The organism is Micromonospora sp. NPDC049175, from assembly GCF_043197345.1.
GTDB lineage: Bacteria > Actinomycetota > Actinomycetes > Mycobacteriales > Micromonosporaceae > Micromonospora.
Genome location: NZ_JBICSY010000002.1, coordinates 1,195,857 through 1,218,152 on the forward strand (window position 1 = coordinate 1,195,857; position 22,296 = coordinate 1,218,152).

Sequence of the window (22,296 nt, forward strand, 5' to 3'; positions counted from 1 at the left end):
AGTGATCGACCGGTTGACCGAAATGAATGCAATCAACGTCGGCGACATTGGGTTTGGCCAGCATGAATGCCGGTAACGCGGCGAAGAGTTCGAAGGTGGTCCGGAATTGTCGGCGTCGAGGTCGGTTCATGCTTGAAGCGTCCGCGATGATAACGGACTTCGGCCTCGGTGTGGGAGATGGCTACTTTCCGTGATGCGGGTCTACGGATTGTTCCCAGGTGTTCGAACGAGGGCGTCGCGTAGTCGGAAAATTGCAGGTCATGGCCGTGTTGGGACCGCTTTGTGGCGTGCCGGCGCCGACGGTCTCCGCGATGCGCAACGGCACCGTTGTTTCACTCTAGGTAATCTTAGGTGGTACTATTTCGCCATTTTTCTATCCAGGCAAAGTCGGCCGCTCCACCCGATTGCTGTGACCTGGATCACTATTGTGCTCGGTGCTGTCTTGGTAATGTGGCGCGGGACTACCGCGCGGAGACATTGTCATCCGTGATGCCCTTGCTCATTGTCGCTAGCGCATTCAGGGGGAATGTGTTGCCAGCAGAATGTTCGCGAGCGGTGCCGTCACTCGTCGAGCGCTGGGTCCAGAGCCGACCGGATAGCCCGGCCATTCTTGACCCGACCTGTGCAGAAGCGACGAGCTACGCGCAATTGTGGCGGTCCTCCGGCGCGCTGGCCGCCCACCTTCGCCGGCTGGGCGTAGGCCGGGGCGAGGTGGTCGCCCTCTCCCTGCCGCGCGGTCGGTCGTTGATCGTGGCGATGCTCGCGGTGGCGCGTGCCGGCGCGGCATACCTGCCGGTCGACTCCGCGGCACCTGTGGACCGGGTGCGCCGGACGCTTGACACGGCGGGCGTCTCCGTCGTGATCGCCGATCAGGACGAGCCGTGGCTCGGTGCCGCCCGGCGTGTCGACCCGGCGGCAGCCGACGATCCGACTGCGCCCGGCCCGGTTCCGGACCTGATCGACGCGGACGACCCGATCTACGTCATGTTCACGTCCGGTTCGACCGGCGAGCCGAAGGGGGTCGTGGTTCCACACCGGGCGGTGGGTCGGCTGGTGGTCGAGCCGCTGTTCTGCACCGTCGCGCCCGGTGATCGCGTGGCCCACACCTCGAATCCGGCATTCGACGCCAGCACCTTCGAGGTCTGGGGCGCGCTCGCCGCCGGCGGCTGCGTGGTGCCCCTGCCCGCGGTGACGGACCTGCCCCTCGAGGAGTGGACGACGCATCTGGACGACCTGTCGGTCGATGTGCTGTTCCTGACCACCTCGTTGTTCCACCTGATCGCCCGGGAACGTCCGGCCGCGCTGCGCAGCGTCGGCACCGTCCTCGTCGGCGGTGAGCAGCTCGACCTGTCCGTCGTACGGCGGTTGCTCGCCGGCTCGCCGCCCGCACGGCTGGTCAACGGGTACGGCCCGACCGAGACCACCACTTTCGCCGCGTTCCACGACTGCACCCCGGAGAGCCTGGCCGGCCGCGACCGCGTCCCGGTGGGCCGTCCCCTCCAGCACACCAGCCTGCAGGTGCTCGGCCCGGACCTCACCGAGGTCCCGCCGGGCGAGGTCGGCGAGCTGTACATCGGTGGTCCCGGCGTCGCCCTGGGCTACCTGGGCCGTCCCGACCTGACCGCCGAGCGGTTCGTCACCCGGCCGGGCACCGACGAGCGCCTCTACCGCTCCGGCGACCTGGCCCGCCAGCTTCCCGGTGGTGTCTTCGAGGTGCTGGGCCGGCGTGATCGGCAGGTGAAGGTGCGTGGCTTCCGCATCGAGCTGGACGAGATCGAGCTGGCCGTCACCGCCACCGGCCTGGCCGACGCGGCGTACGCCGAGAAACTCGGCGACGGGCCGCAGGCGCTGCTCGCGGTGGCTGTCGTGCCGGCGGCCGAGGAACTGGATCTCACCGAGTTGGCCCGGCGGTTGGCCGAGCAGGTTCCCGACTACATGGTGCCCTCCCGGTGGGTCCCGCTCGACCGACGACCGCCGATCGGCCCGACCGGCAAGGTGGACCGGGCCGCGATCGCCCGGCTGTTGGCGGAGTCCGGTCCGGACGCCGCCGCCTCCGGTCCGGCCGGGCCGGAGGTCGCCGTCGGGCCGGAGGCCGATCCGGTGACCGCCGCCCTGCGGGTGATCTGGCGGGACGTGGTCGGCAGCGAGCCCACCCCGACCCGCAACTTCCTGGAGATGGGCGGCAACTCCATCATGGCGGTCCAGCTCGCCGGGCGGGTCCAGGACCGCCTCGGCGTTCGATCCGAGCCGCACGACGTGCTGCTGGCCGACTCGTTCGCCCACCTCGCCGACCAGATCAGGGTCGCGCTCGAGCGCACTCACTGATCGGCCATCCGGAGCACGCGGACGTGCGGAGCCGGTCGCTGTGGCGACCTCGGCGAGCGCAGGTAACGGGAGGAACACGAATGGACACCCGAGCGCCCCGGTCGGTGCCCGAGACCGGCATCCCACCGGCCAGCGGCCCGCAGACCGACCGTCCGGAGTGCGGCCCGCTGTCCTTCGCGCAGGAGCGGTTGTGGCTGATCGACGCCGCCGCCCCCGACGCGGCCACCTACCTCGTTCCCGTGCTGCTGCGCTGGCAGGGCCCTGTCGACCTGGCGGTGCTCGGTGCCGCGCTGACCGCGGTGACGGCCCGGCACGACATCCTGCGGACCGGCTACCGGCTGCGCGGCGACGAGCCGGAGCAGTTCGTCGGCCCGGCGGCCGACGTGGCGGTCCGAGTCGTTCGGGCCCCCGGCAGGTCCTGGGCCGACGTCGAGGACGAGGTACGCCAACTCTGCGCGGCGCCGCTCGACCTCTCCACCGGCCAGGTGCTGCGCTGCGCCGCGTTCACGGGCCTCACCGGCGGCGACGCGGTGCTGCTGGTCCTGCACCACATCGCCTTCGACGGCTGGTCGATGGGGCGGCTCTGCGCCGACCTCGCGACGGCGTACGCGGCCGGCGTCGACGGCCGGCAGCCTGACCTGCCCGCCGTTCCGGCCCGCTTCGTCGAGCTGGCGCGGCGCGACCGGGAGGCCGGGCACCGGCCCGACGCGCGCGCCGCGGTGGCGGAGCGGGCGGCGGAACTCCTCGCCGCCGGGCCCGGACTCACCCTGGCGGGTGCGCTGCCCGGCGCATCGGGGCGCGCGGTGGTGCGGGCGGGCGACGAGGTGGTTACCGCCCTCCCGGCAGGGCTGTGGGACCGCGTCACCGAACTGGCCGCCGAACACCGCCTCACACCGTTCGTGCTGTTCGGCACCGGGTTCCAGGTGTTGCTGGGCCTCTGGTCCGGGCGTGACAGCTTCCGGTACGGGGTGATCGCCGCCAACCGGCCCGGTCCCGAGGCCGACGACGTGGTCGGCTTCTTCGCCAACACCGTGCCGCTGCGGGCCCGGTTGGGCGAGGCGGACGACTTCGCGCAGTTGTGTGCCCAGGCGCGGGGCGAGGCGTTCCGCACCCTGCTCTACCAACGCCTGCCGTTTCACCAGCTCACCGCCGCGGCGCGTACCGAGCTGGTCGAGGTCGCCTTCGCCCTGCAGAACTTCCCCGTGCCCGGCCCGGAGGTGCCGGTGCGCTGGGCGCTGCCCGAGGTGCTGCCCAACGGCACCGCCAAGTTCGACCTGATGCTCACCGTCGAGGAGCGGGCCGACGGGTGGTACGCCCGCTGGGAGTACGACCTGGCCCGCTATCCCCGGACGGTGGTGGCGGCGCTGGCCGAGGCGTACCTCGGGTTGCTCGGGGCCGTGACGGAGCGGTTTTCCGTACCCCTGGCGGAGCTGGTCCGGTTCGGTCCGGACCCGGCCTGGACGACGACGGCGCCGGCACCCGCGACAGCGGTGCCCGCGACGGCCACGGTGGTGCCGGTGCCGGAAGCGGCGGTGCGCCGGGCCGCCGAGTGTTTCGCCACGGCGCTGACCGACCTCGTCGAGGAGCCTGCGGAGGTGATCGTGGCCGGGCTGACCCCGGCGACCGACTTCTTCGCCATGGGCGGCCACTCCCTGCTCGTCGTCACCATGCTGCGCCGGATCGAACGACAGGACGGCACTGTCCTGTCGGCGCGGGAGTTCCTGGCCGACCCGACGGTGGCCGGGCTGGCCCGGCTGCTCGTGGCTCCGCCCCGGGTGGCCGTCGCGACGCCGGCGGGAAGCGATGGCAGGCAGGTCACCAGCCCGGCGCAGCAACGCTTCTGGTCCATCGACCGCCTGCCGTGGCTGCGGCAGGCGTACCTGGTCCCCACAGTGGTGGACTTCGTCGGTGAGGTCGACGTCGAGCGGCTGCGCGCCGCCGTCGAGACCGTGCTCGCCCGGCATCCGGCGCTGCGGGCCCGCTTCGAGCTCGACCGTCGACAGCGGCGGGTCTACTACCGCACCGACGGCCCCGCCGGTGCAGTCACCGTGGTGGACGCCGCGGGTTGGACCGACGAGCAGGTACGCGAGGCGGTGGCGGAGTGGAGCTGGGCCGGCTTCGACCTGGCGCGTGCCGCCCCTGCCCGGGCGCATCTGCTGGACCGGGGCGGGCGGGACGTCATCCTCGTCGTCGTCGTCCACCACATCGTCTTCGACGGCTGGTCGCGGCATCTGCTGATGCGACAGATCGCGGCGGCGTACCGGGGCGAGGGGCTGCCCGAGCCGGTGGCCGAGACCGGCCACACCGACCCCGACGACACCGCGCGGGGCGATACCCGGGCGGTGGTGCAGGCGCTCGCCGGTGCGCCGGTGGACGTGGTCCTGCCGTACGACAGGGGCCGGAGCGACACCCAGGAGACCCGGGCGGGCCGACTGACGTACGACCTCGACCCGACCCGCGCCGACCGGTTGCGCAAGGTCGCGGCGGACGCCGGCTGCACCATGTTCATGGTCTCGGCCGCACTGCTGGCGGTGGCGCTGGCCCGCGTCGGCGGCCAGCGGGACTTCCTGTTCGCCTTCCCCTGGTCGCAGCGGACGGGGGCACGCAGCGCCGACGCGGTGGGTCTGTTCATCGACACGCTCGTGCTGCGTGCCGACGCCAGTGGCGAGCCGACCTGGCAGGAGCTGCTGGCCCGGGTGCGGGAGGCGGCAAATCTCAGCTTCCGGCACTCCGCGGCGCCGTTCGACGCGGTCGCCGCCGCGTTGCATCCCGACCGCGACCTCGGTCGACCGCCGGTGACGCCGGTCTACCTCAGCGCCGAGGACGGGGAGCTGTCGGCCCCGGACCTCGGGCCGGACGTCGCCGCCACGATCCGCCCGCTCGATCCACTGCACCTCAAGTACGAGATCGAACTTTCGGTCCTCGATCGCCGGCAGGACCTGCGGTGGGAGTTGCTGTACTCCACCGCCCTGTTCGACCCCGTCACCGCACAAGCCGTTCTGCGCGCGGTCATCACCGCGGCGGACGACGTCATCCGGCAGCCCACCGCTCGACCACTGGAGGGACATTGACCACCCTGACGGAGGAGCAACTGTTCGATCGGGTCAGGGCCGCCTGGGCCGAGGTACTCGACGTCGACGAACCGGAGCGCCTCGACCCGGACCAGAACTTCCTGGAGGCCGGCGGCAGTTCGCTGCTGCTCATCATGCTCTGGGAGGACCTGCACCAGCTCACCGAGCGGTCGTTGCGGGTGTCCGACCTGTTCCAGCACGCCACGATCCGGGCGCAGGCCAGGCTGCTGGCCGGCGTCGGCGAGGAGGCGCGGCCACAGGTGACCGGCGCCAGCCAGCGCCGCGCCCTGCTCGGCCGGGCCCGTACGGCGGAGGTGCCTCGCCCGTCATGACCGAGATATCCGACACGGACATCGCCGTCGTGGGGACGGCCTGCCGCTTCCCCGACGCGTGGAACCCCGAGCAGTACTGGCGCAACGTCGACACCGGCGTGGTGTCCATGCGGGAACTGACCGACGAACAACTGCGCGCGGCCGGCCACAGCGAGGAGGAAACGCGCCAGCCGGGCTTCGTCCGGGTCGGCGCGACCCTGCCGGGGGTGGCCGACTTCGCCGCCGACTTCTTCGGGTACGCCCCCCGGGAGGTCGACGCCATCGACCCGCAGCAGCGCATCTTCCTGGAGTCCTGCTGGGAGGCGCTGGAGTCGGCGGGGCTGGCACCGGGCGCGGACCGCCTGGTGACAGGTGTCTTCGCCAGCAGCGCCGCCGGCAACTACTCCGCCGCGGTCTTCGCCGCCAAGGTCCGTGACCACGGGCTGGCGGCAGCGATCGGCGACCTCGACCTCACCGTCGGGGGGCAGGCCGACTTCATGACCTCGCGGACGGCCTACAAGCTCGGCCTGCGCGGGCCGTCCGTCAGCGTCCAGACGGGCTGCTCCTCGTCGTTGTACGCGGTGCACTACGGCATGCTGAGCCTGCTCGCCGGGGAGTGCGACGTGGTGCTCGCCGGTGGCGCGACAGTCGTGGAGCCGCTGCTCGGCTACCAGCCGATCCCCGGGGCCTGGGTCTCCGAGGACGGCTACATCCGGTCCTTCGACGCGAGCAGCAGCGGCACCACGTACGGCTCCGGGGTCGGAGTGGTGGTCCTGCGCCGGCTCGCCGACGCGCTCGCCGACGGTAACCCCGTGCTGGCCGTGCTGCGCGGCTCGGCGGTCGGCAACGACGGCGGCGCACGCCTCGGCTACGCCGCCCCGAACCTCGACGGGGTGGCCGACGTGATCGCGGCGGCGCTGTCGGTCGCGGGCGTCTCCGCCGACGCGGTCCGGTACGTCGAGGCCCACGGCACCGGTACGCCGCTGGGCGACCACATCGAGCTGCTGGCCCTGACCGAGGCGTTTCGGCGCAGCACCGACGACGTGGGCTACTGCGGCCTCGGCTCGGTGATGTCCAACATCGGGCACCTCGGTCCGGCCGCCGGCATCGCCGGTTTGATCAAGGCGGTCCACGTGGCCGGCACCGGCTCGCTGCCCCCGCACCCGACGTTCGACGTGGCCCGCGACCCGGCGGAGCTGGAGAAGAGCCCGTTCTTCGTCAGCACCACCCGCCGCGAGTGTCCCGACCCGGAGCGCCTGGTGCTGGTCAACTCGATGGGCGTGGGCGGCACCAACGCCACACTTGTGGTGGCCGCCCCGCCCGCGGTGATCCGGCCGGCCGCGCCGCCGGCCCCCGTCGTCCGGCTGAACGTCTCCGCCCGCAACCGGGTCGAGCTGGACCACCTGTGCCGGGCGCTGGCCGACCGGCTGGACAGCGACCCCGCGCAGGCGGCGGACGTCGCGTACACCCTGCGGGTCGGGCGGGCGGTCTTCGACGAGCGGCGGGTGGTGACCGCGCCGGCCGACCGGCTCGCGGCGGCGCTGCGGTTGCCCCGCCCACCTGCCGTCCGCACGGTCCGGGCCGCTCGCCGCACCGCCGTCATCGTGGCGGGGGAGCAGGCGACGCCCGCGAGGCTTGCCGCGCTGCGGGCCGCGCTGCCCGGCTCGGCCGTGGTCGACCGGCTCGACCTGGCCGGGGACCGCTACGCGGTGGTGCTGGAGGGTGCCGGTGGCGAACCAGGCCTGGCCGACTCGCGGGGGGTCCTGGTGCCCGCCGGGGACGACGGCTGGGATGAGGCGTTGAGCACCGCCTGGCTGCACGGTGTGCCGGTCGACTGGGAGGCGGTCGGCGGCGACCGGGGGCGGCGGCTTCGCCTGCCGACGTACCCGTTCCAGCGCAAGCGGTACTGGCCACTGGACCACCTCGACGTGTTCCGCCGGCAGCCGGCACCCGTGCCCGTCGGTGCGCAGCGGGCGACGGCGGGGGACTCGATCGAGGAGAGCATCGTCGGCGTCTGGGGGGAGCTGTTCGACCGTGGGGACGTCGGGCTGGACGACGAGTTCGGCGCACTGGGCGGCACGTCGCTGCTGTCGGTGCAGATGGTGCTGCGGATCCAGCAGCAGTACGGCGTACTGATCAACCTGCACCGAGCCGGCGGCAGCCGGGCCACGGTGCGCCGGCTCGCCGAGATCGTCCGGGCCGGCGTCACCCCCGACCGGCAGAGCGCGGCCGACCGGGACGGCGAGCTGATCGACGCGGACCTGGCGTTGTCGATCGGACCGATGGCGGAGCGCCGGGCACCGGGCCGGGACGTGCTGCTCACCGGGGCCGCAGGCTATCTCGGTGCCTTCCTCCTGCACGAGTTGCAGCGCGCCGGCCGACGCGTCCACTGCGTGGTGCGGGCGTCGGACGAGCGGGCGGGCATGCGGCGGTTGCGCGAGACCGCCGCGCGGTTGGCCCTGCCGGAGCCGGACCCCGACCTGGTCCGGGTCGTCCCGGCGGACCTGCGGGCCTTCGCCGGCACGGGTGCCGTGGACCTCGACGGCGAGCTTGCCGACCAGGTCGGGCACGTGCTGCACTGCGCGGCCCGGGTGGTCTTCACCGAGCCGTACCGGACGCTGCGGGAGGACAACGTCCTGCCGATGGCGGGCCTGCTGAACTGGATGTGCCGGCACGGCATCCGCGACTTCAGCTACGTGTCGACGCTGGCCGCGACCGGCGCGGGGTCGGGCACGGCGGGCACCCGGCTGGAGACCCGCAAGCAGCCCCTGCACTCCGACCTCGGCGGCTACGGGGTCAGCAAGTGGGTCGGCGAGCGGTTGTTGGAGAAGGCCGAGGAGGCCGGCGTACGCGGCCGGGTGTTCCGGCCCGGTCTGATCATGTCGGCCCGGGACACCGGTGCCTGCAACAACAAGGACCTGGTCTGGCGGATGCTCGCCAGTGGCCTCGCCGTCGGCGCCCACCCCACCGACGAGCGCGCCGAACCGGTCTCCCCGGTCGACGTGATCGCCCGGGCGATCGTGTCCCTGGCGCTGTCGCCGTCCTCGGTCGGCAGGGTCTACCACCTGGCCGACGAGCGCTCCGTCAGCACCCGGGAGCTGTTCGACATGCTCGGCCGGGCCGGCCTGACGACCGAGCCGTTGCCGTTGCCGCAGTGGCAACGGCGGGTGGCCGAACGGGCGCTGGACGGCGGCAGCGAGGTCATGTCGGCCGTGGCCCTCTACGAGCTGGAGGGGCACGAGTTGGCCGAGGACGACGTGCAGGTCCGGGGCTGGCAGCCCTGGCTGCGCAAGCAGGGCCTCTCCGCCGCCATCACCCCCGAGCAGCTGCGCCAGGGCCTGGTCTTCCTGGCCGAACGCCACGAGGAGTTCGCCGCGCTCCTGCCCGAGCTTGCCCGGGGGCGGGGCGAGAACGTCAACGCGATCGAGGAGCGGGTATGAAGCAGCGACATGTCGCAGTCCTGGGCGCGGGAGTGATGGGCAGCGGCATCGCCGCCCTCGCGGTCGGGAACGGCCTGCCGGTCACCCTGGTCGACGTCGACCCGGCCGTGCTGGAACGGGCCCGGGGCGAGGTCACCAGCCACCTGAGGCTGGCCCGGCTGATGGGGGCGCAGACCGGGACGGACGTGGCGGAGCTGCGTACCACAGTGGAACTCGGCCAGGTCGCCGACGCCGACGTGGTCGTCGAGGCCGTCACCGAACTCGCCGACGTCAAGGCCAAGGTGCTCGCCGAGGTCTCCGCGCTCATCGGCCCGGAGACGCTGGTGCTCACCAACACCTCGGCCATCCCGGTGGACGAGCTGGCCGGGGCGGTCGAGCACCCCGAGCGCACCGTCGGCGCCCACTTCATGAACCCGCCGTACCTGATCAAGACGGTGGAGGTGATTCGCGGGCCGCGCAGTTCCGCCGCCGCGCTGGCCGTGGCCCGGGACTTCCTGTCCAGCATGGGCCGGGAGGTCGTGGTGGTCGGGGACGGGCCGGGATTCGTGATCAACCGGGTGCTGCAGCGGATGATCAACGAGGCGGCCCGCATCGCGGACGAGGGGCTCGCCACGCCGGAGGAGATCGACAGGCTCTTCACCGGCTGCCTCGGGCACCGCACCGGGCCGCTGGCCACGGCAGACCTGATCGGCCTGGACAACGTCGTCGACTCGCTGCGGGTGCTCCGCGATCGCACGGGCGACCAGGGTTACGAGCCATCCGCGCTGCTGCTGGCCAAGGTCGCCGACGGTGACTTCGGGCGCAAGACCGGGCGTGGCTTCTACGAGCACAGGGGGATCAAGTGAGCTCATCCACCGCCAACCAGCACACCCTCAGCCCGGCATCGATCCGCGGCCAGCTCACCGCCTTCCTGGAGCGGCAGACCAAACGGGACATCGAGCCGGACCTCGACATCTTCGCCGCCGGCCTGGTCTCGTCGCTGTTCGCGCTGGAGCTGGTGGTGCACATCGAGTCGACGTTCGACGTCACCATCGGCGGCCCCGACCTCCGGCTGGACAACTTCCGGACTGTCGACCGGATGACCGAGCTGGTCCTGCGACTGCGTGGGGAGTCCGATGACTGAGCGGTGGTCCGAGGCGGCGGCGCTGGTCGCCGCCGCCGTCGGCGATCGCGCGGAGACCTGGGACCGCACCGGCCGGATTCCGCTGGAGACCCTGCGCGAGCTGGGCACCAAGGGGGTGCTCTGCGCGCAGATCCCCCAGGAGTACGGCGGCCTCGGCCTGTCCAGCCTGGACAACGGCGAGCTGACCGCCGCCACCGGGGCCCGGTGCAGCTCGCTGCGGAGCGTCCTCACCTCTCAGGGCATGGCGGCGTGGACCGTCCTGCGCCTCGGCTCGGCCGCCCAACGGCGTACCCACCTGGCCGCGTTGACAAGTGGCAGCCTCGCTGGGGTCGCCTTCAGCGAGCCGCAGGCGGGCAGCGACCTCTCCGCGATGAGCACCCGGATCAGCGAGGACGGCTCCGGCCTCAGGATCGACGGGCGGAAGGTGTGGATCACCGTTGGCGCCTACGCCGACCTGCTGGTGGTCTTCGGCCGGTTCGGCGACGATGCGGCGGCGGTGCTGGTGCCGACGGACGCGCCGGGCGTGCGCGTCGAGCGGGTGGCCGACCCGCTCGGCTGCCGGGCCGCCGGCCACGCCGACGTCCACTTCGACGGGGTGCGCCTGCCGAGGGACGCGGTGCTGGGCGGGGCGGCCATGCCACTGGGCCTGATCGCCACCACGGCACTGACGTACGGCCGGGTCTCGGTGGCCTGGGGTTGTGTGGGGATCCTCCGCAGTTGCCTGGCCGAAGCCGCCCGGCACGCCGGCTCCCGGGCCCAGGGCGGGGCCACGCTCTCGTCCCACCAGCTCGTGCGGCGTCACCTGGCGGAGTTGACGGTCGCCGAGCAGGCCGCGACCAGGCTGTGCGAGCACGTCAGCAGGTGTTGGGACGCCCGCACGCCCGACCTGGTCATGGCCGCCGTGCTGGCCAAGCACTTCGCCGCGACCCGGGCCGCGGAGGGGGCGAGCACGGCGGTGCAGGTCCTCGCGTCCGCCGGCAGTCGCGACGGGCACCCGGTGGCCCGCGCGTACCGGGACGCCAAGCTGATGGAGCTCATCGAGGGGAGCAACGAGATGTCCCAGCTGATGCTGGCCGACCACGCGCTGGCGGTCTGGTCATGACGGTGGGCATCGGTGCGATCCGCTGCGTCCTGCCGGAGGATTTCACAGCCGTCGCCGCGCTGCCCGAGGTCGACTCGCTGCGGACCGAGGAGCGCGAGTTCGTCGCCACCTGCGGGATCGACCGCGTCGGCGTGTTCGCGGACGCCCCGACCACTGACTTCGCCGTCCAGGCCTGCCAGGAGCTGGGCAAGGCGACGCCGCTGGACCCGGATGTGCTGATCATGGTGGGGTCGCGAGCGCCGGACGTCCTGCTCGGTTCCGACGCGGGGCGGTTGCAGCTGCACGGCGGCTTCGACCGCGCCTTCGCCTTCACGCTCGACAGCCTCGGCTGCACCGGCTCCAGCGCCGCCTGGGCGCTGGCCCGGGACCTCCTGGTCGCTGACCCGACCCGGCAGAGCGTGCTGATCGCGCACGCCAGCCGCCCCACGGGCGTGGACCGGGTGCGCTTCCCGGTGACGGTCATCGGCGACGGCGCGTACGCGATGACAATCGTCCGGGACGGCCGACCGGCCCTGGTGGCGCACCAGCAGGAGAGTGACGGCACGTTCCACGACCTGTTCCAGGTGGACTACAAGCAATCCCCCTGGTACGAGTGGCGCGAGGAGTGCAAGTCACCCGACCAGTACCGGTTCGAGCTGGCGCTGCACAGCCGGCAGCGGCTCGGCCGGATCGTCGAAACCGTCCTCGCCGACGCCGGGATCACCAAGGCCGAGGTCGCCGCCACGCTGATGCAGAACGTGACGGCGAGCGCCTACGGCTTCTACGAATCCCTGCTCGGGCTGCCCATCCACCCGGTCTGCCAGCGGCAGCTGACCGAGTACGGCCACCTCGGCGCGATGGATGTCGTGCTCAACCTGGACCGGCTGCTCGCCGACGGCGACGTCAAGCCCGGCGACCACGTCCTGGTTCTCAACAACAGCCCCGTGGCGGCCTGGGCGGCCACGGTCTGGCAGATCTGACGAAGGGAACGACCGTGAGCCAGACACCGCCGACGGTGAAGTGTCTCGTGTGGGACCTGGACAACACCCTGTGGCGCGGCACTCTGCTGGAGGACGGAGAAGCGACCCTGCCGGACGAGGTGCGGGAAACCATCGTCGCCCTGGACGCCCGCGGGATCCTGCTGTCGGTCGCCAGCCGCAACGACCACGAGCACGCGTGGGGCCGGCTGGAGGAACTCGGCCTGGCCGACTACTTCGTGGTCCCCCAGATCGGGTGGGGACGCAAGCCCGACTCCATCCGGGCGATCGCCGACGAGTTGCAGTTCGCCCTGAACACGATCGCCTTCATCGACGACCAGCCGGCCGAGCTCGCCGAGATCAACCACCAGCTGCCCGAGGTCCGGTGCTACCGGGCCGACCAGGCCGGGGCGCTGACCGGCCTGCCCGAATTCAGCCCGGCGGCGGTCACCGTGGACTCCCGCCGACGCCGGCAGATGTACCAGGCGAAGTTCCGCCGCGACACCGCGAGGGAGGGCTTCCAGGGCCCAGACGAGGAATTCCTGCGCAGCCTGGAGCTGGAGATGGTCATCGACCGGGCACGGGACGAGGACATCTCCCGCCTGGAGGAACTCACCCTGCGCACCAGCCAGATGAACGCCACCGGCGTCCACTACTCCGACGCCACCCTGCGTGGCCTGCTCGACGATCCGCACCACGAGGTGCTGGTGGTCAGCATGACCGACAGGTTCGGCCCGCACGGGGCGGTCGGGGTGGTGCTGCTGGCACGCCACCCCGGGGTCTGGCACCTGAAGTTGCTCGCCACCTCCTGCCGGGTGGTGTCCTTCGGGGCCGGCGCGATCATCCTGCGGTGGATCGGTGACCAGGCCGCGCGGGCCGGCGTACACCTGGCCGCGGACTTCCGGCCGACGAACCGCAACCGGATCATGGAGGTCGCCTACCGGTTCGCCGGCTTCGCCGACGACGGGTGCGCGTGCCTCGCCGAGGTGGGCCTGGCGACGGAGGACGGGGTGCAACTGCTGCACCTGCGTCCCGAGCGCACCTGCGCAGCGACCTCGCTGCGGTTGCGCGCCCCGGCGCTGAGCGAGCCCGACACCCGGCTGCGGGACTGGTCGGAGGTGGTGCCGGCATGACCGGTGAGACCCTCTACGAGCTGTTCGCCGCCTCCGCCACCCGTGCGCCGGACGCGGTCGCCGTGGAGCTGGAGAGCGGCCCGCTCTCCTACGCGGACCTGCACCGCTGCGCCCTCGGGCTGGCCGAGAGCATCGTCGCCCGGCACGGCGGCGTGCCGGCCCGGGTGGCGCTGCTCGCCCAGCGCAGCGTCACCGCCTTCGCCGGCTACCTTGCCGCGCAGCGCCTCGGCGCGGCGGTGACCCCCCTGAACCCGGGCTACCCGGTGCTGCGCAACCGGCGGGTGTGCGACCTCGCCCGCGTGGACGTGCTGGTCGCCGACGAATCCGGCGCGCCGCAGCTCGACGGCGGTCTCGGCGACGCCGCCCCGACGGTGTTGGCGCTCGACGACGACCGGGTCCGCGCGCTCGCCGGCACCGGTGCCGGTCTGGCCGACCACCACGGGGTCCCGGACGATGTGGCCTACGTCCTGTTCACCTCCGGGTCGACCGGGCGGCCCAAGGGGGTGCCGATCCCGCAGCGCGCGGCGGTGGCGTACGTCCGCCACAACGTCGCCCGCTTCGCCGTCGGCCCGGGGGCGCGGGTGTCGCACACCTTCGATCTCACCTTCGACCCGTCGGTGTTCGACCTCTTCGTGACCTGGGCCGGTGGCGCGACCCTGGCCGTGCCCCGCCGCGCGGAGCTGCTCAACCCGGTGGACTACCTACGGGACCGGCGGATCACGCACTGGTTCTCCGTGCCGTCGGTGGTCTCGGTCGGCGACGAACTGGGCACCCTGCCCACCGGGCAGGTCACCGACCTGCGATACAGCATCTTCATCGGCGAACCGCTCACCTACCGGCAGGCCGAGCGGTGGCAGGAGATCGCCCCCGGGGCCGTGGTCACGAACGTGTACGGCCCGACCGAGCTGACCGTGGCCTGCACCGAGTTCCGCCTGGACCTCGACCCGCTGCGATGGCCGGTGACCTCCAACGACACCGTGCCGATCGGACCGGTCTACGACTTCCTCGACCACGTGATCGTCGGTGCGGACGGCCGCGCCGCCGACGAGGGCGAGCTGTGTGTACGGGGGGTACAGAGGTTCGTCGGATATCTGGACTCCGGCGATGATGTCGGCCGATTCCTGACGTATGGTGCCGACGGTGCCGAACCGTACGAGGGCGGTGGCCTCAGCGACGAGCACTACTACCGGACCGGGGACCGGGTGCGGATCGAGGACGGCAATCTCGTCCACCTCGGCCGGTTGGACAACCAGGTGAAGGTTCGCGGATACCGGATCGAGCTCGGCGAGGTCGAGGCGGCGCTGCGCCGGCACGACGGCGTGACCCAGGCCGTCGTCGTCGCGGTCAACCGAACAGGAGAGACGGAATTGGTCGGCTTCTACACGGGCGATGAGGTGCCGCAGCTGCGTCGCTGGCTGCGCCAGCAGGTGCCGCTGCACATGGTGCCCCGGGTGCTCACCCACCTGCCCGCCCTGCCGCTGAACGCCAACGGCAAGATCGACCGGGGGGCGCTGCGGGACTCGGTGGCAGAACTGGCGACGGCGGGCCCGGCGTGACGGCGGCCGCCCGGCTGCGTGCCGCCACGGCGGACCTCGTCCCACCCGCCGGTGTGGTGCGGGTGGTGTCGCTGAGCAACCTCTCCAAGACCGCCGCGCACGGCATCATCATGTCGGTAAGCGTGCTCTACTTCACCACGTCGATCGGCATCTCGGCCACCAGGGTCGGCCTGGCGCTGACCATCGGGGCGGCGGTCGGCATGCTGGTCGCGGTGCCGGCTGGTCACGCGGCCGACATCTTCGGGCCGCGCAACGCCACAGTGCTCGCCATGCTGGCCCTCGGGCTGGTCACCTGCGGCTACGCCTTCGTCACCAGCTTCTGGTGGTTGACCGCCGTCGCCTGCCTGGTGCTGGCCGGCGAGTCCGCCACCGATGCGTCCCGGGGAGCGCTTGTCGCTGGCGTGGTGCCGCCGGAGGAACGGGTCCGGGCCTGGTCGTACTTCCGGGCCGTGGCCAACCTGGGCGTCACCCTCGGCGCGGTGATCGGTGGGATCGGGCTCTACCTCGACTCCCAGGATGGCTACCGGACGCTGCTGCTCCTCGCGGGTGTGCTGTTCGCGGTCGCCGGCCTGGCCTACCTGCGAGTGCCGGCCGTGCCGCCGACCCGCGACACCGAGGCGCGGCCCAGCCTCGTCGTGCTGCGGGACCGGCCCTACGCGGCGTTCGTCGTGCTCAACGCGCTGCTGGTGATGAACGGGCCGTTGCTGACGGTGGCGCTGCCCATCTGGATCGCGCAACGCACCGAGGCCCCCACCGCGATCTACCCCGTCATCCTCGTGATCAACACGATCTGCGTGGTGCTGCTACAGGTACGGGTCAGCCGGGGAGCGGAGCGCCTCGACGGTGGCGCCCGGGCCTGGCAGCGGGCCGGCCTGGTGCTCGCCGCCTGCTGCGTGCTCTTCGCCCTCGCCGGTGGCCTGCCCCTCTGGGCCGCGGCGGCGGCCCTGCTCGCCGGCGCCCTCGTGCACGTGCTCGGCGAGATGCTGCACAGCTCCGGAGCCTGGTCGTTGGCGTACGGGCTGGCCCCCGAGGGCAGCCACGGCCAGTACCAGGGCCTGTTCGGCATGTCCACGCAACTCGGCTCCACCATCACCCCGTTCGCCGCGACAGTGCTCATCATCGGTCTCGGCTGGCCCGGCTGGCTCATCTTCGGCGCGGTCATGTGCGCCGCCGGCCTGCTCGCTCCCGCCGTGGTGCGCGCGGCGCAGAAGGACCCGACCCGCAGCGGCGTTGCGGCGGCGGACGAGCCGGCGACGGTGCCCGACACCAGGTCCGCGGCGGACGAGCCGACGACGGTGGCCGGCGATCCCCTCTCATCCGACAGGAGCTGACCGGATGGACTTCAGCCTCTTCTACTTCGCCAACGACAGCCGCCTCGGGCAGAGCGACAGGTACCGCGTACTGCTGGAGGGCGCGCGCTTCGCCGACGCCCACGACTTCGCCGCTGTCTGGACCCCGGAACGGCACTTCCACCCGTTCGGCGGCCTGTACCCGAACCCCTCTGTCACAAGCGCCGCCGTCGCCGCGGTGACCAGCCGGGTGGCGATCCGCGCGGGCAGCGTCGTCGCGCCGCTGCACCACCCGCTGCGCATCGCCGAGGAGTGGGCCATGGTGGACAACCTCTCCAACGGCCGGGTCGGCGTCTCCCTCGCCTCGGGCTGGCACGCGGCCGACTTCGTGCTCCGGCCGGAGACCTACGCCGACCGCCGCGCCCTCCTGGCGGAGTACGCCGAACAGGTCCGGGCGCTGTGGCGGGGCGAGTCGATCACCGCCACCGACGGGGTCGGGGAGACCCGGCAGGTACGCGTGTTTCCGCCGCCGGTGCAGGCGGAGCTGCCGATCTGGCTGACCAGCGGCGGCGCGGTGGAGACCTTCCGCACCGCCGGTCAGCTCGGCGCGGGCCTGCTGACCCACCTGCTCGGCCAGGACCTCGACGAGCTGGCCGGGAAGATCGCCGTGTACCGGGAGGCCGTCGCCGCCCGGCCCGGCGACTGGCCCGGTCACGTGGCCCTCATGGTGCACACTCACCTCGGCGACGACGAGGACGAGACGCGGGACCTCGTACGCCCCGCGTTGAGTGACTACATCCGCAGTTCGCTGCACCTGATCCTCGGGTCCCGGATGGACGGCAAGCGCGGCATCGACCCCGCCCGACTGCCCCCGGACGAGCTGGACTTCCTGGTCGAGCGGTCGTTCCAGCGATACTTCGACGAGGGGGGTCTGCTGGGCACCGTGGACAAGGCGTACGGGGTGGCGAGCCGGCTGCGGGAGATCGGGGTGGACGAGGTGGCCTGCCTGATCGACTTCGGGCTGCCGGACAAGACGGTGTTGGCCGGGCTGGACCAGCTCAACGAGCTCCGGTTGCGGTTCGCCACTGCCTCCCGCTGACCGACATGGCCGCACGGGGGCGACCGAAGGCCGAGCTGATCCTCTCCGAGCGCGAGCGCCGGACGCTCGAGGAGTGGGCGGCATGGACAAGCGGGGATCGCCTCGCCCTGCGCGCACGGATCGTGCTGGCCAGTGCCGAGGGGCTGTCCAACAAGGATGTCGCCACGAAGGTGGAGGTGGGGCCGCACACGGCGGGCAAGTGGCGGGCCCGCTTCGTCGACAGGCGGCTCTCCGGTCTGCGCGACGAGCCGCGCCCAGGAGCCGGCCGGCGGATCACCGCGGCGCAGATCGACGCGGTGGTGACCTGGACGCTCCAGACGGCACCACCGGCCGGGGCCGGGCTCTGGTCGACACGAGCCATGGCGGCGGTGGCGGGCCTCAACCAGACCGCTGTCTCCCGGCTCTGGCGGGCGGCGGGCCTGCGGCCCCACCAGGTGGCCACCTGGCGGCTCTTCCAGGATCCATGCTTCGCGGAGGCGGTCCGTTCGGTGGCCGGGCTGCGGATCGCGGCCGGTGACCGGATTCTCGCGCTGGCGGCGGAGCGAGGCCGGCCTGGGCCGGACCCCGGCCGGGACCAGGCTGGGCCGGGCCCCGGCCGACGCTCCCTCGCCACCCGGGCCGGCGGCGATCCCCGGTGCCAGCGCCTGCTCGACGTGATCCGCGCGATGCCCCTGACTCCGGCCGCCCTGACCCCGGGCGCGGTCCCCGAGAGGATTCTCGACTTCTTCTCCGCACTCGACGCGCGGGTGCCGCGGGAATGGGACGTGCACGTCGCCTGGGCCGGGCAGAGCGCCCACGAACATCCGGAAGTCCGTACCTGGCTGCGCCCCCGCCCTCGGTTCCAGCTGCATCCGGTGCCGGCGGCGGAGAGCTGGCACCGGCTGCTGCAACGGTGGGTGGGGCGGCTCGACCGGCCCGGTGACCTGGACGGGCTGGCGACCGTGCTGGGCGCCTGGTCCGGCGAGCCGGTCGAATGGTTCCCGTCGTCTCCGGAGGCAGGAGGCGTCTGACCGCCGGTGCCGGGCGGGTGCTGAGCCGGCGCAGCCGCGCCGCAGCCGAGCCGGCGCAGCCGCGGCGCAGCGGACCCGGCTCAGTTACGGCGCAGCGCGGTCACGCCCCAGGAGAAGCCCATCCCGCTGCTCGCCACCAGCACCACGTCACCCGGCGAGAGCGATCCCTCGTCCATGAGTTGACCGAGGGCGATGAACGGGTCCGAGCCGCCCATGTGCCCGTAGCGGTGGTAGTTGAACACCGATCGTTGCGCGGCGATGCCCAACGCCTCGAGAACCCGTTCGTGCATGGTGCGGTCGCCCTGGTTGATGAGGAAGTAGCGCACGTCGGCCGGGGCCAGGTCCAGTGTCGACAGTGTCTCGTTGGTCAGCTCCACGAAGTTGCGCAGGTACGCGTCGCCAAGCCCTCTGCGGCGGCCCCGCCGACGCATCACGATGCGGTCGTCCTCGATGTCGCCGGAGTAGTAGTCGGCCCACGCCGGATCCGTGCGCATCTGCGAGTGCAGCAACTCGAGCGGCCCGTCGTGGCCGACGAGGACGGCGGCGGGAGCGTCGCCGAAGTTGAACAGTGCCTTCGACTCGGGGTCGTGGTAGTCGACAAGCTGGCTCAGTCGGTCTCCGATGAGGACCAGCGCGTGCCTGGCTCGCCCGAGGCTGACCTTGTCGGCCGCGAGCTGCACGGCCGTCATCGCCGCGTTGCAGAAGTTGGACACCTCGAAGCAGTGTGCCCGTTCGATGCCCAGTTCGGCGGCGACCCTCGCCCCCGGTGACCAGAACGGCCGGTCCCACTCGCCGGAGCCGGCGTAGAGCACCAGGTCGACGTCGGCCGGCGGGACGCCGCTGCGTTTGAGCACCGCGCGGGCGGCCTCCGCGGCGAGCTCCCAGGCGGTCTCGTGCTCGTCCAGGACGGGGAAACGCTCGGCGTGGGTGATCTCCAGGATCTCGGCCAGGGCCAACCCGGAAGCCTGCTGCATGTCCCGTACGTCGGCGTGCCCGGAGGGCAGCCGCACCTCGAAGTCGACGATTGCCGCCACGCCACACTCCTCCCGCTCAACCCGCCGGACGGGTGGACCCTTCGGCGAGGGTCCTGATGATCGCGCTCACGTCCTCGTCACCCAGGCGGGCGTCGCGGCCCTCGGCCAGGGTCCGTTGAGCCGCCGCGATCACGCCATCGGGGCGGGCGCCGGCCTCCAGTGCCAGGCGCAGGTCCTTCTCGGCGTGCCCCAGTGCGAAGAGCGTCGGCTGGTGGGAGGCGGCCAGGCGGGGACGCATCACCCCGGTGATCGGAGCCAGCGTGGTGCGGCTGAGCGCGTCGAAGGCGGTCTCCCGGGCGATGCCCAGCCGGGCGGCCAGGCCCAGCGCCTCGCCGAGGAGCACGGCCGAGTTGATGGTGGCGACGTTGACCACGAGCTTGACGGCGGCCCCGTCGCCCAGGGCGCCAACGTGTTCCACGGTGCCCAGCTCGGACAGCACCGGCGCGCAGCGGGCCACGTCCTCCGCCGACCCGCCGACGAAGATGTGCAACGCGCCGCTCTGCGCCTGGGGGACGCTGCCCAGCACCGGCGCGTCGACGAGCGACACCTCCGCGGGCAGCCGCTTGCGCAGCTCGGCCACCGCGTCCGGCCCGATGGTGGACATCTCGACCAGGGTGGTGCCCGGGTCGAGGGTGAGCCCGTCGAGAAGACCGAGCACCGCGCCGGGTTCGCTGAGCATCGTGATCACGAGCTGCCGGCCGACGACCGCCTCCTGGGCGCTGGCGGCACCATGGGCGCCGGCGGCGAGGGCCTCCTCCGCCCGGCCGGCGGTCCGGTTCCAGACGGCGACGTCGTGACCCGCGCGGGCCAGCCGGATCGCCATGGGCAGGCCCATCCGGCCGAGCCCGAGGAATGCGATTCGGAGCTGCATTGAAGAAGTGTAACCGTCGAGCTGACGTTGGGACAACGCGGCAATTACTACAACTACTTGTGACTCACCGATTCAAGCCGGGGAATGGCGTTCACCACTGATTGTGGTAACGTCCCCGGCGTCCGTAGGTTGACGAAGGTGTTTCTCCGGATCCCGGTGCGAGGTAGCAGACAATGCAGATGAGACTGGTGAACCCGAGCGGAGCGCCCGCCCCGGCAGGGCCCTACTCGCAGGTCGCCGAGGTGCGCCTCGGCGACACCACGTTGCTCGTCCTCTCCGGTCAGGTCGCCCTCGACGACGACAACCGCGAGATCGTCGGGCCGGGCGACATGACGGCGCAGGCCGAGCGCACCCTGGAGATCATCGGTCAGTTGCTCGCCGCGCACGGCGCGACCTTCGCCGATGTGATCAACATCCGGACCTACCTCACCGACATGGCCCACCGCGCCGAGTACGCGGCGGTGCGCGGGAAGTACTTCACCGGTGATCTTCCGACCAGCACGACCGTCGAGGTGTCGAAGCTGTTCCGCGACGAGGCGCTGATCGAGATCGAGGTCACCGCCGTCGTCGGCGCCAATTGAGCGGTGGAGCTTCGAATGCGCGTGGATCGCACCGTCAGCCCGGAGTTCCAGCGCGCCGTCGCCGGCATTCGGGTTCCGGAGATGGGCACCGACGTGGTGGCCCCGCTGCTGGTCAACCTGGTCCACCTGCTGCGGCCGGCCCGGGTGATCGAGGTGGGCATGGGTTACACCACCCCGTTCCTCGTCGCGGCGCTCGCCGACGTGCGCGAGCAGGTCGCCGCCGAGGCCCGCGGGCTCGCCGCGAAGACCGGGCGGCACCTCACCGGTGGCCTGCACGACGAGTGGCTCAACGAGGAACCGGCGCTGGCCGCGCCGGCCTTCCACCTCCGCCCGTACGATCCCCGCCTGGTCGCCGTCGACGATCTGTCCAACCCGTTCTCCTCCGCCAGTCGGGTGCTCGAGGTGCTTCGGGAGATGTCCGTCGACGAATTGGTCACCGTGGTCAACTCCGACGTTCGGGAGTGCGCCGACAAACTGCCGGCCGACTACGACGTCATCGACCTCGCCTGGGTCGACGCCTGGGAGTGTCTCTATTTCTTCGAGCACTTCTGGGAGCGCATCAACCCGGACGGCGGCGTGTTGTTGATGCATTACCTCATGACCTATCCGGAGGGTGAGGCAATTCTGCGCTACCTGCGTCGGTTTCAGCAGTCGAATCCAGGAGAACTGGAGATGGTCAATCTGCTGGAGTCGCACAAGCTGACGCAGAACAGTGTGACGATGCTCCGCCGGACGAGCGGGGTCAGCCGCCTCGACTACGGCGCCTCCGGCGGCACCGTGAAATACTCGGCGGCGCTGCGAGAGGCCGCCGAGGAACAGGCCCGGCTCTTCTGACCGGCCTCGGGTGGTGCGAGGGGAACTCCCTCTGATCGAGGGCCGAGAGCTCCGGCGGTCACGGCCCGGTGAGCCCGGGGACCGCGTCGGCGTGCACACCGGTCCAGGCCAGCCGTCCGTCCGGCGACACCACGAAGAGCGCCGGAAAGCCGCGGATCCCGAACGCGTGCCGGAGCGACTCGTCGGTGTCCACGACGATCCGCGTGGCGGGGGCCAGCCCGGTCAGGAAGTCGGCGGAGGCGGTCGGCCCGGAGACCACGGCCACGGTTCGGTCCGGGCCGCCGGGCCAGCGGGCGGCGACGCGGCCGAAGGCCTTGCGTTCCCTGCGGCACCTGGTGCAGGTGGGCGAGAAGAATGCGACCAACGTGTCCGCGTCGTGCCCGACGAAGTCGTGCACTGTTTCGCCACGCGGTAGCGCCTGCGCGGGCACCCCGCGCTCCTCCACGTCGGCGAGCAGTTCGGCGTGGTAGCGCAGTCGGCGGACGAGTGCCACGTTCAACGCGGTGTTGAAGGCACACACCAGCGCGAGCACGACGACGACGGTGACGAGGACACTCATGC

At 72.1% G+C, this 22,296-nt stretch carries 18 protein-coding genes; 15 read left to right on the forward strand and 3 right to left on the reverse strand.

Annotated features, from left to right (window positions below; all coding sequences use genetic code 11):
- Positions 1–489: 489 nt before the first annotated feature.
- From ACGFH8_RS12625 to ACGFH8_RS12685, 13 genes are all read left to right on the forward strand, one after another.
- Positions 490–2,325, forward strand: coding sequence for a non-ribosomal peptide synthetase (locus tag ACGFH8_RS12625; protein WP_393367097.1), 1,836 nt, complete (start codon positions 490–492; stop codon positions 2,323–2,325).
- 80 nt (positions 2,326–2,405) lie between these two features.
- Positions 2,406–5,396, forward strand: coding sequence for a condensation domain-containing protein (locus ACGFH8_RS12630; RefSeq protein WP_393366528.1), 2,991 nt, complete (start codon positions 2,406–2,408; stop codon positions 5,394–5,396).
- Entirely contained in the window at positions 5,393–5,728 is a 336-nt protein-coding gene (locus ACGFH8_RS12635) for an acyl carrier protein (protein WP_393366530.1), read from the forward strand. Before ACGFH8_RS12630 ends, ACGFH8_RS12635 begins: the two co-directional genes overlap by 4 nt.
- Positions 5,725–9,147 carry a thioester reductase domain-containing protein gene (locus tag ACGFH8_RS12640; protein WP_393366532.1) on the forward strand — a complete coding sequence of 1,141 codons (3,423 nt, stop codon included), beginning with the start codon at positions 5,725–5,727 and terminating at the stop codon, positions 9,145–9,147. The genes ACGFH8_RS12635 and ACGFH8_RS12640 overlap by 4 nt, the downstream gene beginning before the upstream one ends.
- The gene (locus tag ACGFH8_RS12645) at positions 9,144–9,992 is read left to right on the forward strand and encodes a 3-hydroxyacyl-CoA dehydrogenase family protein (protein ID WP_393366534.1); all 849 of its coding nucleotides are present in this window, start codon (positions 9,144–9,146) and stop codon (positions 9,990–9,992) included. The genes ACGFH8_RS12640 and ACGFH8_RS12645 overlap by 4 nt, the downstream gene beginning before the upstream one ends.
- Complete coding sequence (locus ACGFH8_RS12650; protein ID WP_393366535.1) at positions 9,989–10,270, forward strand: acyl carrier protein; 282 nt, start codon at positions 9,989–9,991, stop codon at positions 10,268–10,270. The genes ACGFH8_RS12645 and ACGFH8_RS12650 overlap by 4 nt, the downstream gene beginning before the upstream one ends.
- Positions 10,263–11,372, forward strand: coding sequence for an acyl-CoA dehydrogenase family protein (locus ACGFH8_RS12655; protein WP_393366537.1), 1,110 nt, complete (start codon positions 10,263–10,265; stop codon positions 11,370–11,372). Before ACGFH8_RS12650 ends, ACGFH8_RS12655 begins: the two co-directional genes overlap by 8 nt.
- On the forward strand, positions 11,369–12,331 hold the full coding sequence (locus ACGFH8_RS12660; protein ID WP_393366539.1) for a 3-oxoacyl-[acyl-carrier-protein] synthase III C-terminal domain-containing protein: 963 nt from the start codon (positions 11,369–11,371) through the stop codon (positions 12,329–12,331). The genes ACGFH8_RS12655 and ACGFH8_RS12660 overlap by 4 nt, the downstream gene beginning before the upstream one ends.
- 14 nt (positions 12,332–12,345) lie before the next feature.
- The gene (locus tag ACGFH8_RS12665) at positions 12,346–13,461 is read left to right on the forward strand and encodes an HAD-IIIC family phosphatase (RefSeq protein ID WP_393366541.1); all 1,116 of its coding nucleotides are present in this window, start codon (positions 12,346–12,348) and stop codon (positions 13,459–13,461) included.
- A complete protein-coding gene (locus ACGFH8_RS12670) occupies positions 13,458–15,017 on the forward strand; it encodes an AMP-binding protein (RefSeq protein ID WP_393366543.1) in 1,560 nt (519 codons plus the stop codon). The genes ACGFH8_RS12665 and ACGFH8_RS12670 overlap by 4 nt, the downstream gene beginning before the upstream one ends.
- Positions 15,014–16,348 (forward strand): MFS transporter, encoded by a 1,335-nt coding sequence (locus ACGFH8_RS12675; protein ID WP_393366545.1) that lies wholly within the window; start codon positions 15,014–15,016, stop codon positions 16,346–16,348. The genes ACGFH8_RS12670 and ACGFH8_RS12675 overlap by 4 nt, the downstream gene beginning before the upstream one ends.
- A 4-nt stretch (positions 16,349–16,352) precedes the next feature.
- Positions 16,353–17,405 (forward strand): MupA/Atu3671 family FMN-dependent luciferase-like monooxygenase, encoded by a 1,053-nt coding sequence (locus tag ACGFH8_RS12680; protein WP_393366547.1) that lies wholly within the window; start codon positions 16,353–16,355, stop codon positions 17,403–17,405.
- 5 nt (positions 17,406–17,410) lie between these two features.
- A complete protein-coding gene (locus ACGFH8_RS12685) occupies positions 17,411–18,415 on the forward strand; it encodes a helix-turn-helix domain-containing protein (RefSeq protein ID WP_393366549.1) in 1,005 nt (334 codons plus the stop codon).
- Positions 18,416–18,495: 80 nt separating this feature from the next.
- Here the strand turns inward: ACGFH8_RS12685 and ACGFH8_RS12690 are convergent, their stop codons facing one another.
- Positions 18,496–19,449 (reverse strand): 3-oxoacyl-ACP synthase III family protein, encoded by a 954-nt coding sequence (locus tag ACGFH8_RS12690; RefSeq protein WP_393366551.1) that lies wholly within the window; start codon positions 19,447–19,449, stop codon positions 18,496–18,498.
- A gap of 16 nt (positions 19,450–19,465) precedes the next feature.
- The gene (locus ACGFH8_RS12695) at positions 19,466–20,320 is read right to left on the reverse strand and encodes an NAD(P)-dependent oxidoreductase (RefSeq protein WP_393366553.1); all 855 of its coding nucleotides are present in this window, start codon (positions 20,318–20,320) and stop codon (positions 19,466–19,468) included.
- Between the two features lie 173 nt (positions 20,321–20,493).
- Between ACGFH8_RS12695 and ACGFH8_RS12700 the strand changes: the two genes are divergently transcribed.
- Together ACGFH8_RS12700 and ACGFH8_RS12705 are read left to right on the forward strand one after the other, a co-directional pair.
- Complete coding sequence (locus tag ACGFH8_RS12700) at positions 20,494–20,901, forward strand: RidA family protein (protein ID WP_393366555.1); 408 nt, start codon at positions 20,494–20,496, stop codon at positions 20,899–20,901.
- 15 nt (positions 20,902–20,916) lie between these two features.
- A complete protein-coding gene (locus tag ACGFH8_RS12705; RefSeq protein WP_393366557.1) occupies positions 20,917–21,735 on the forward strand; it encodes a hypothetical protein in 819 nt (272 codons plus the stop codon).
- A gap of 58 nt (positions 21,736–21,793) precedes the next feature.
- On the opposite strand, the gene ACGFH8_RS12710 is transcribed toward ACGFH8_RS12705, so the two are convergent.
- The gene (locus tag ACGFH8_RS12710) at positions 21,794–22,294 is read right to left on the reverse strand and encodes a TlpA family protein disulfide reductase (protein WP_393366559.1); all 501 of its coding nucleotides are present in this window, start codon (positions 22,292–22,294) and stop codon (positions 21,794–21,796) included.
- Between the last annotated feature and the right edge of the window lie 2 nt (positions 22,295–22,296).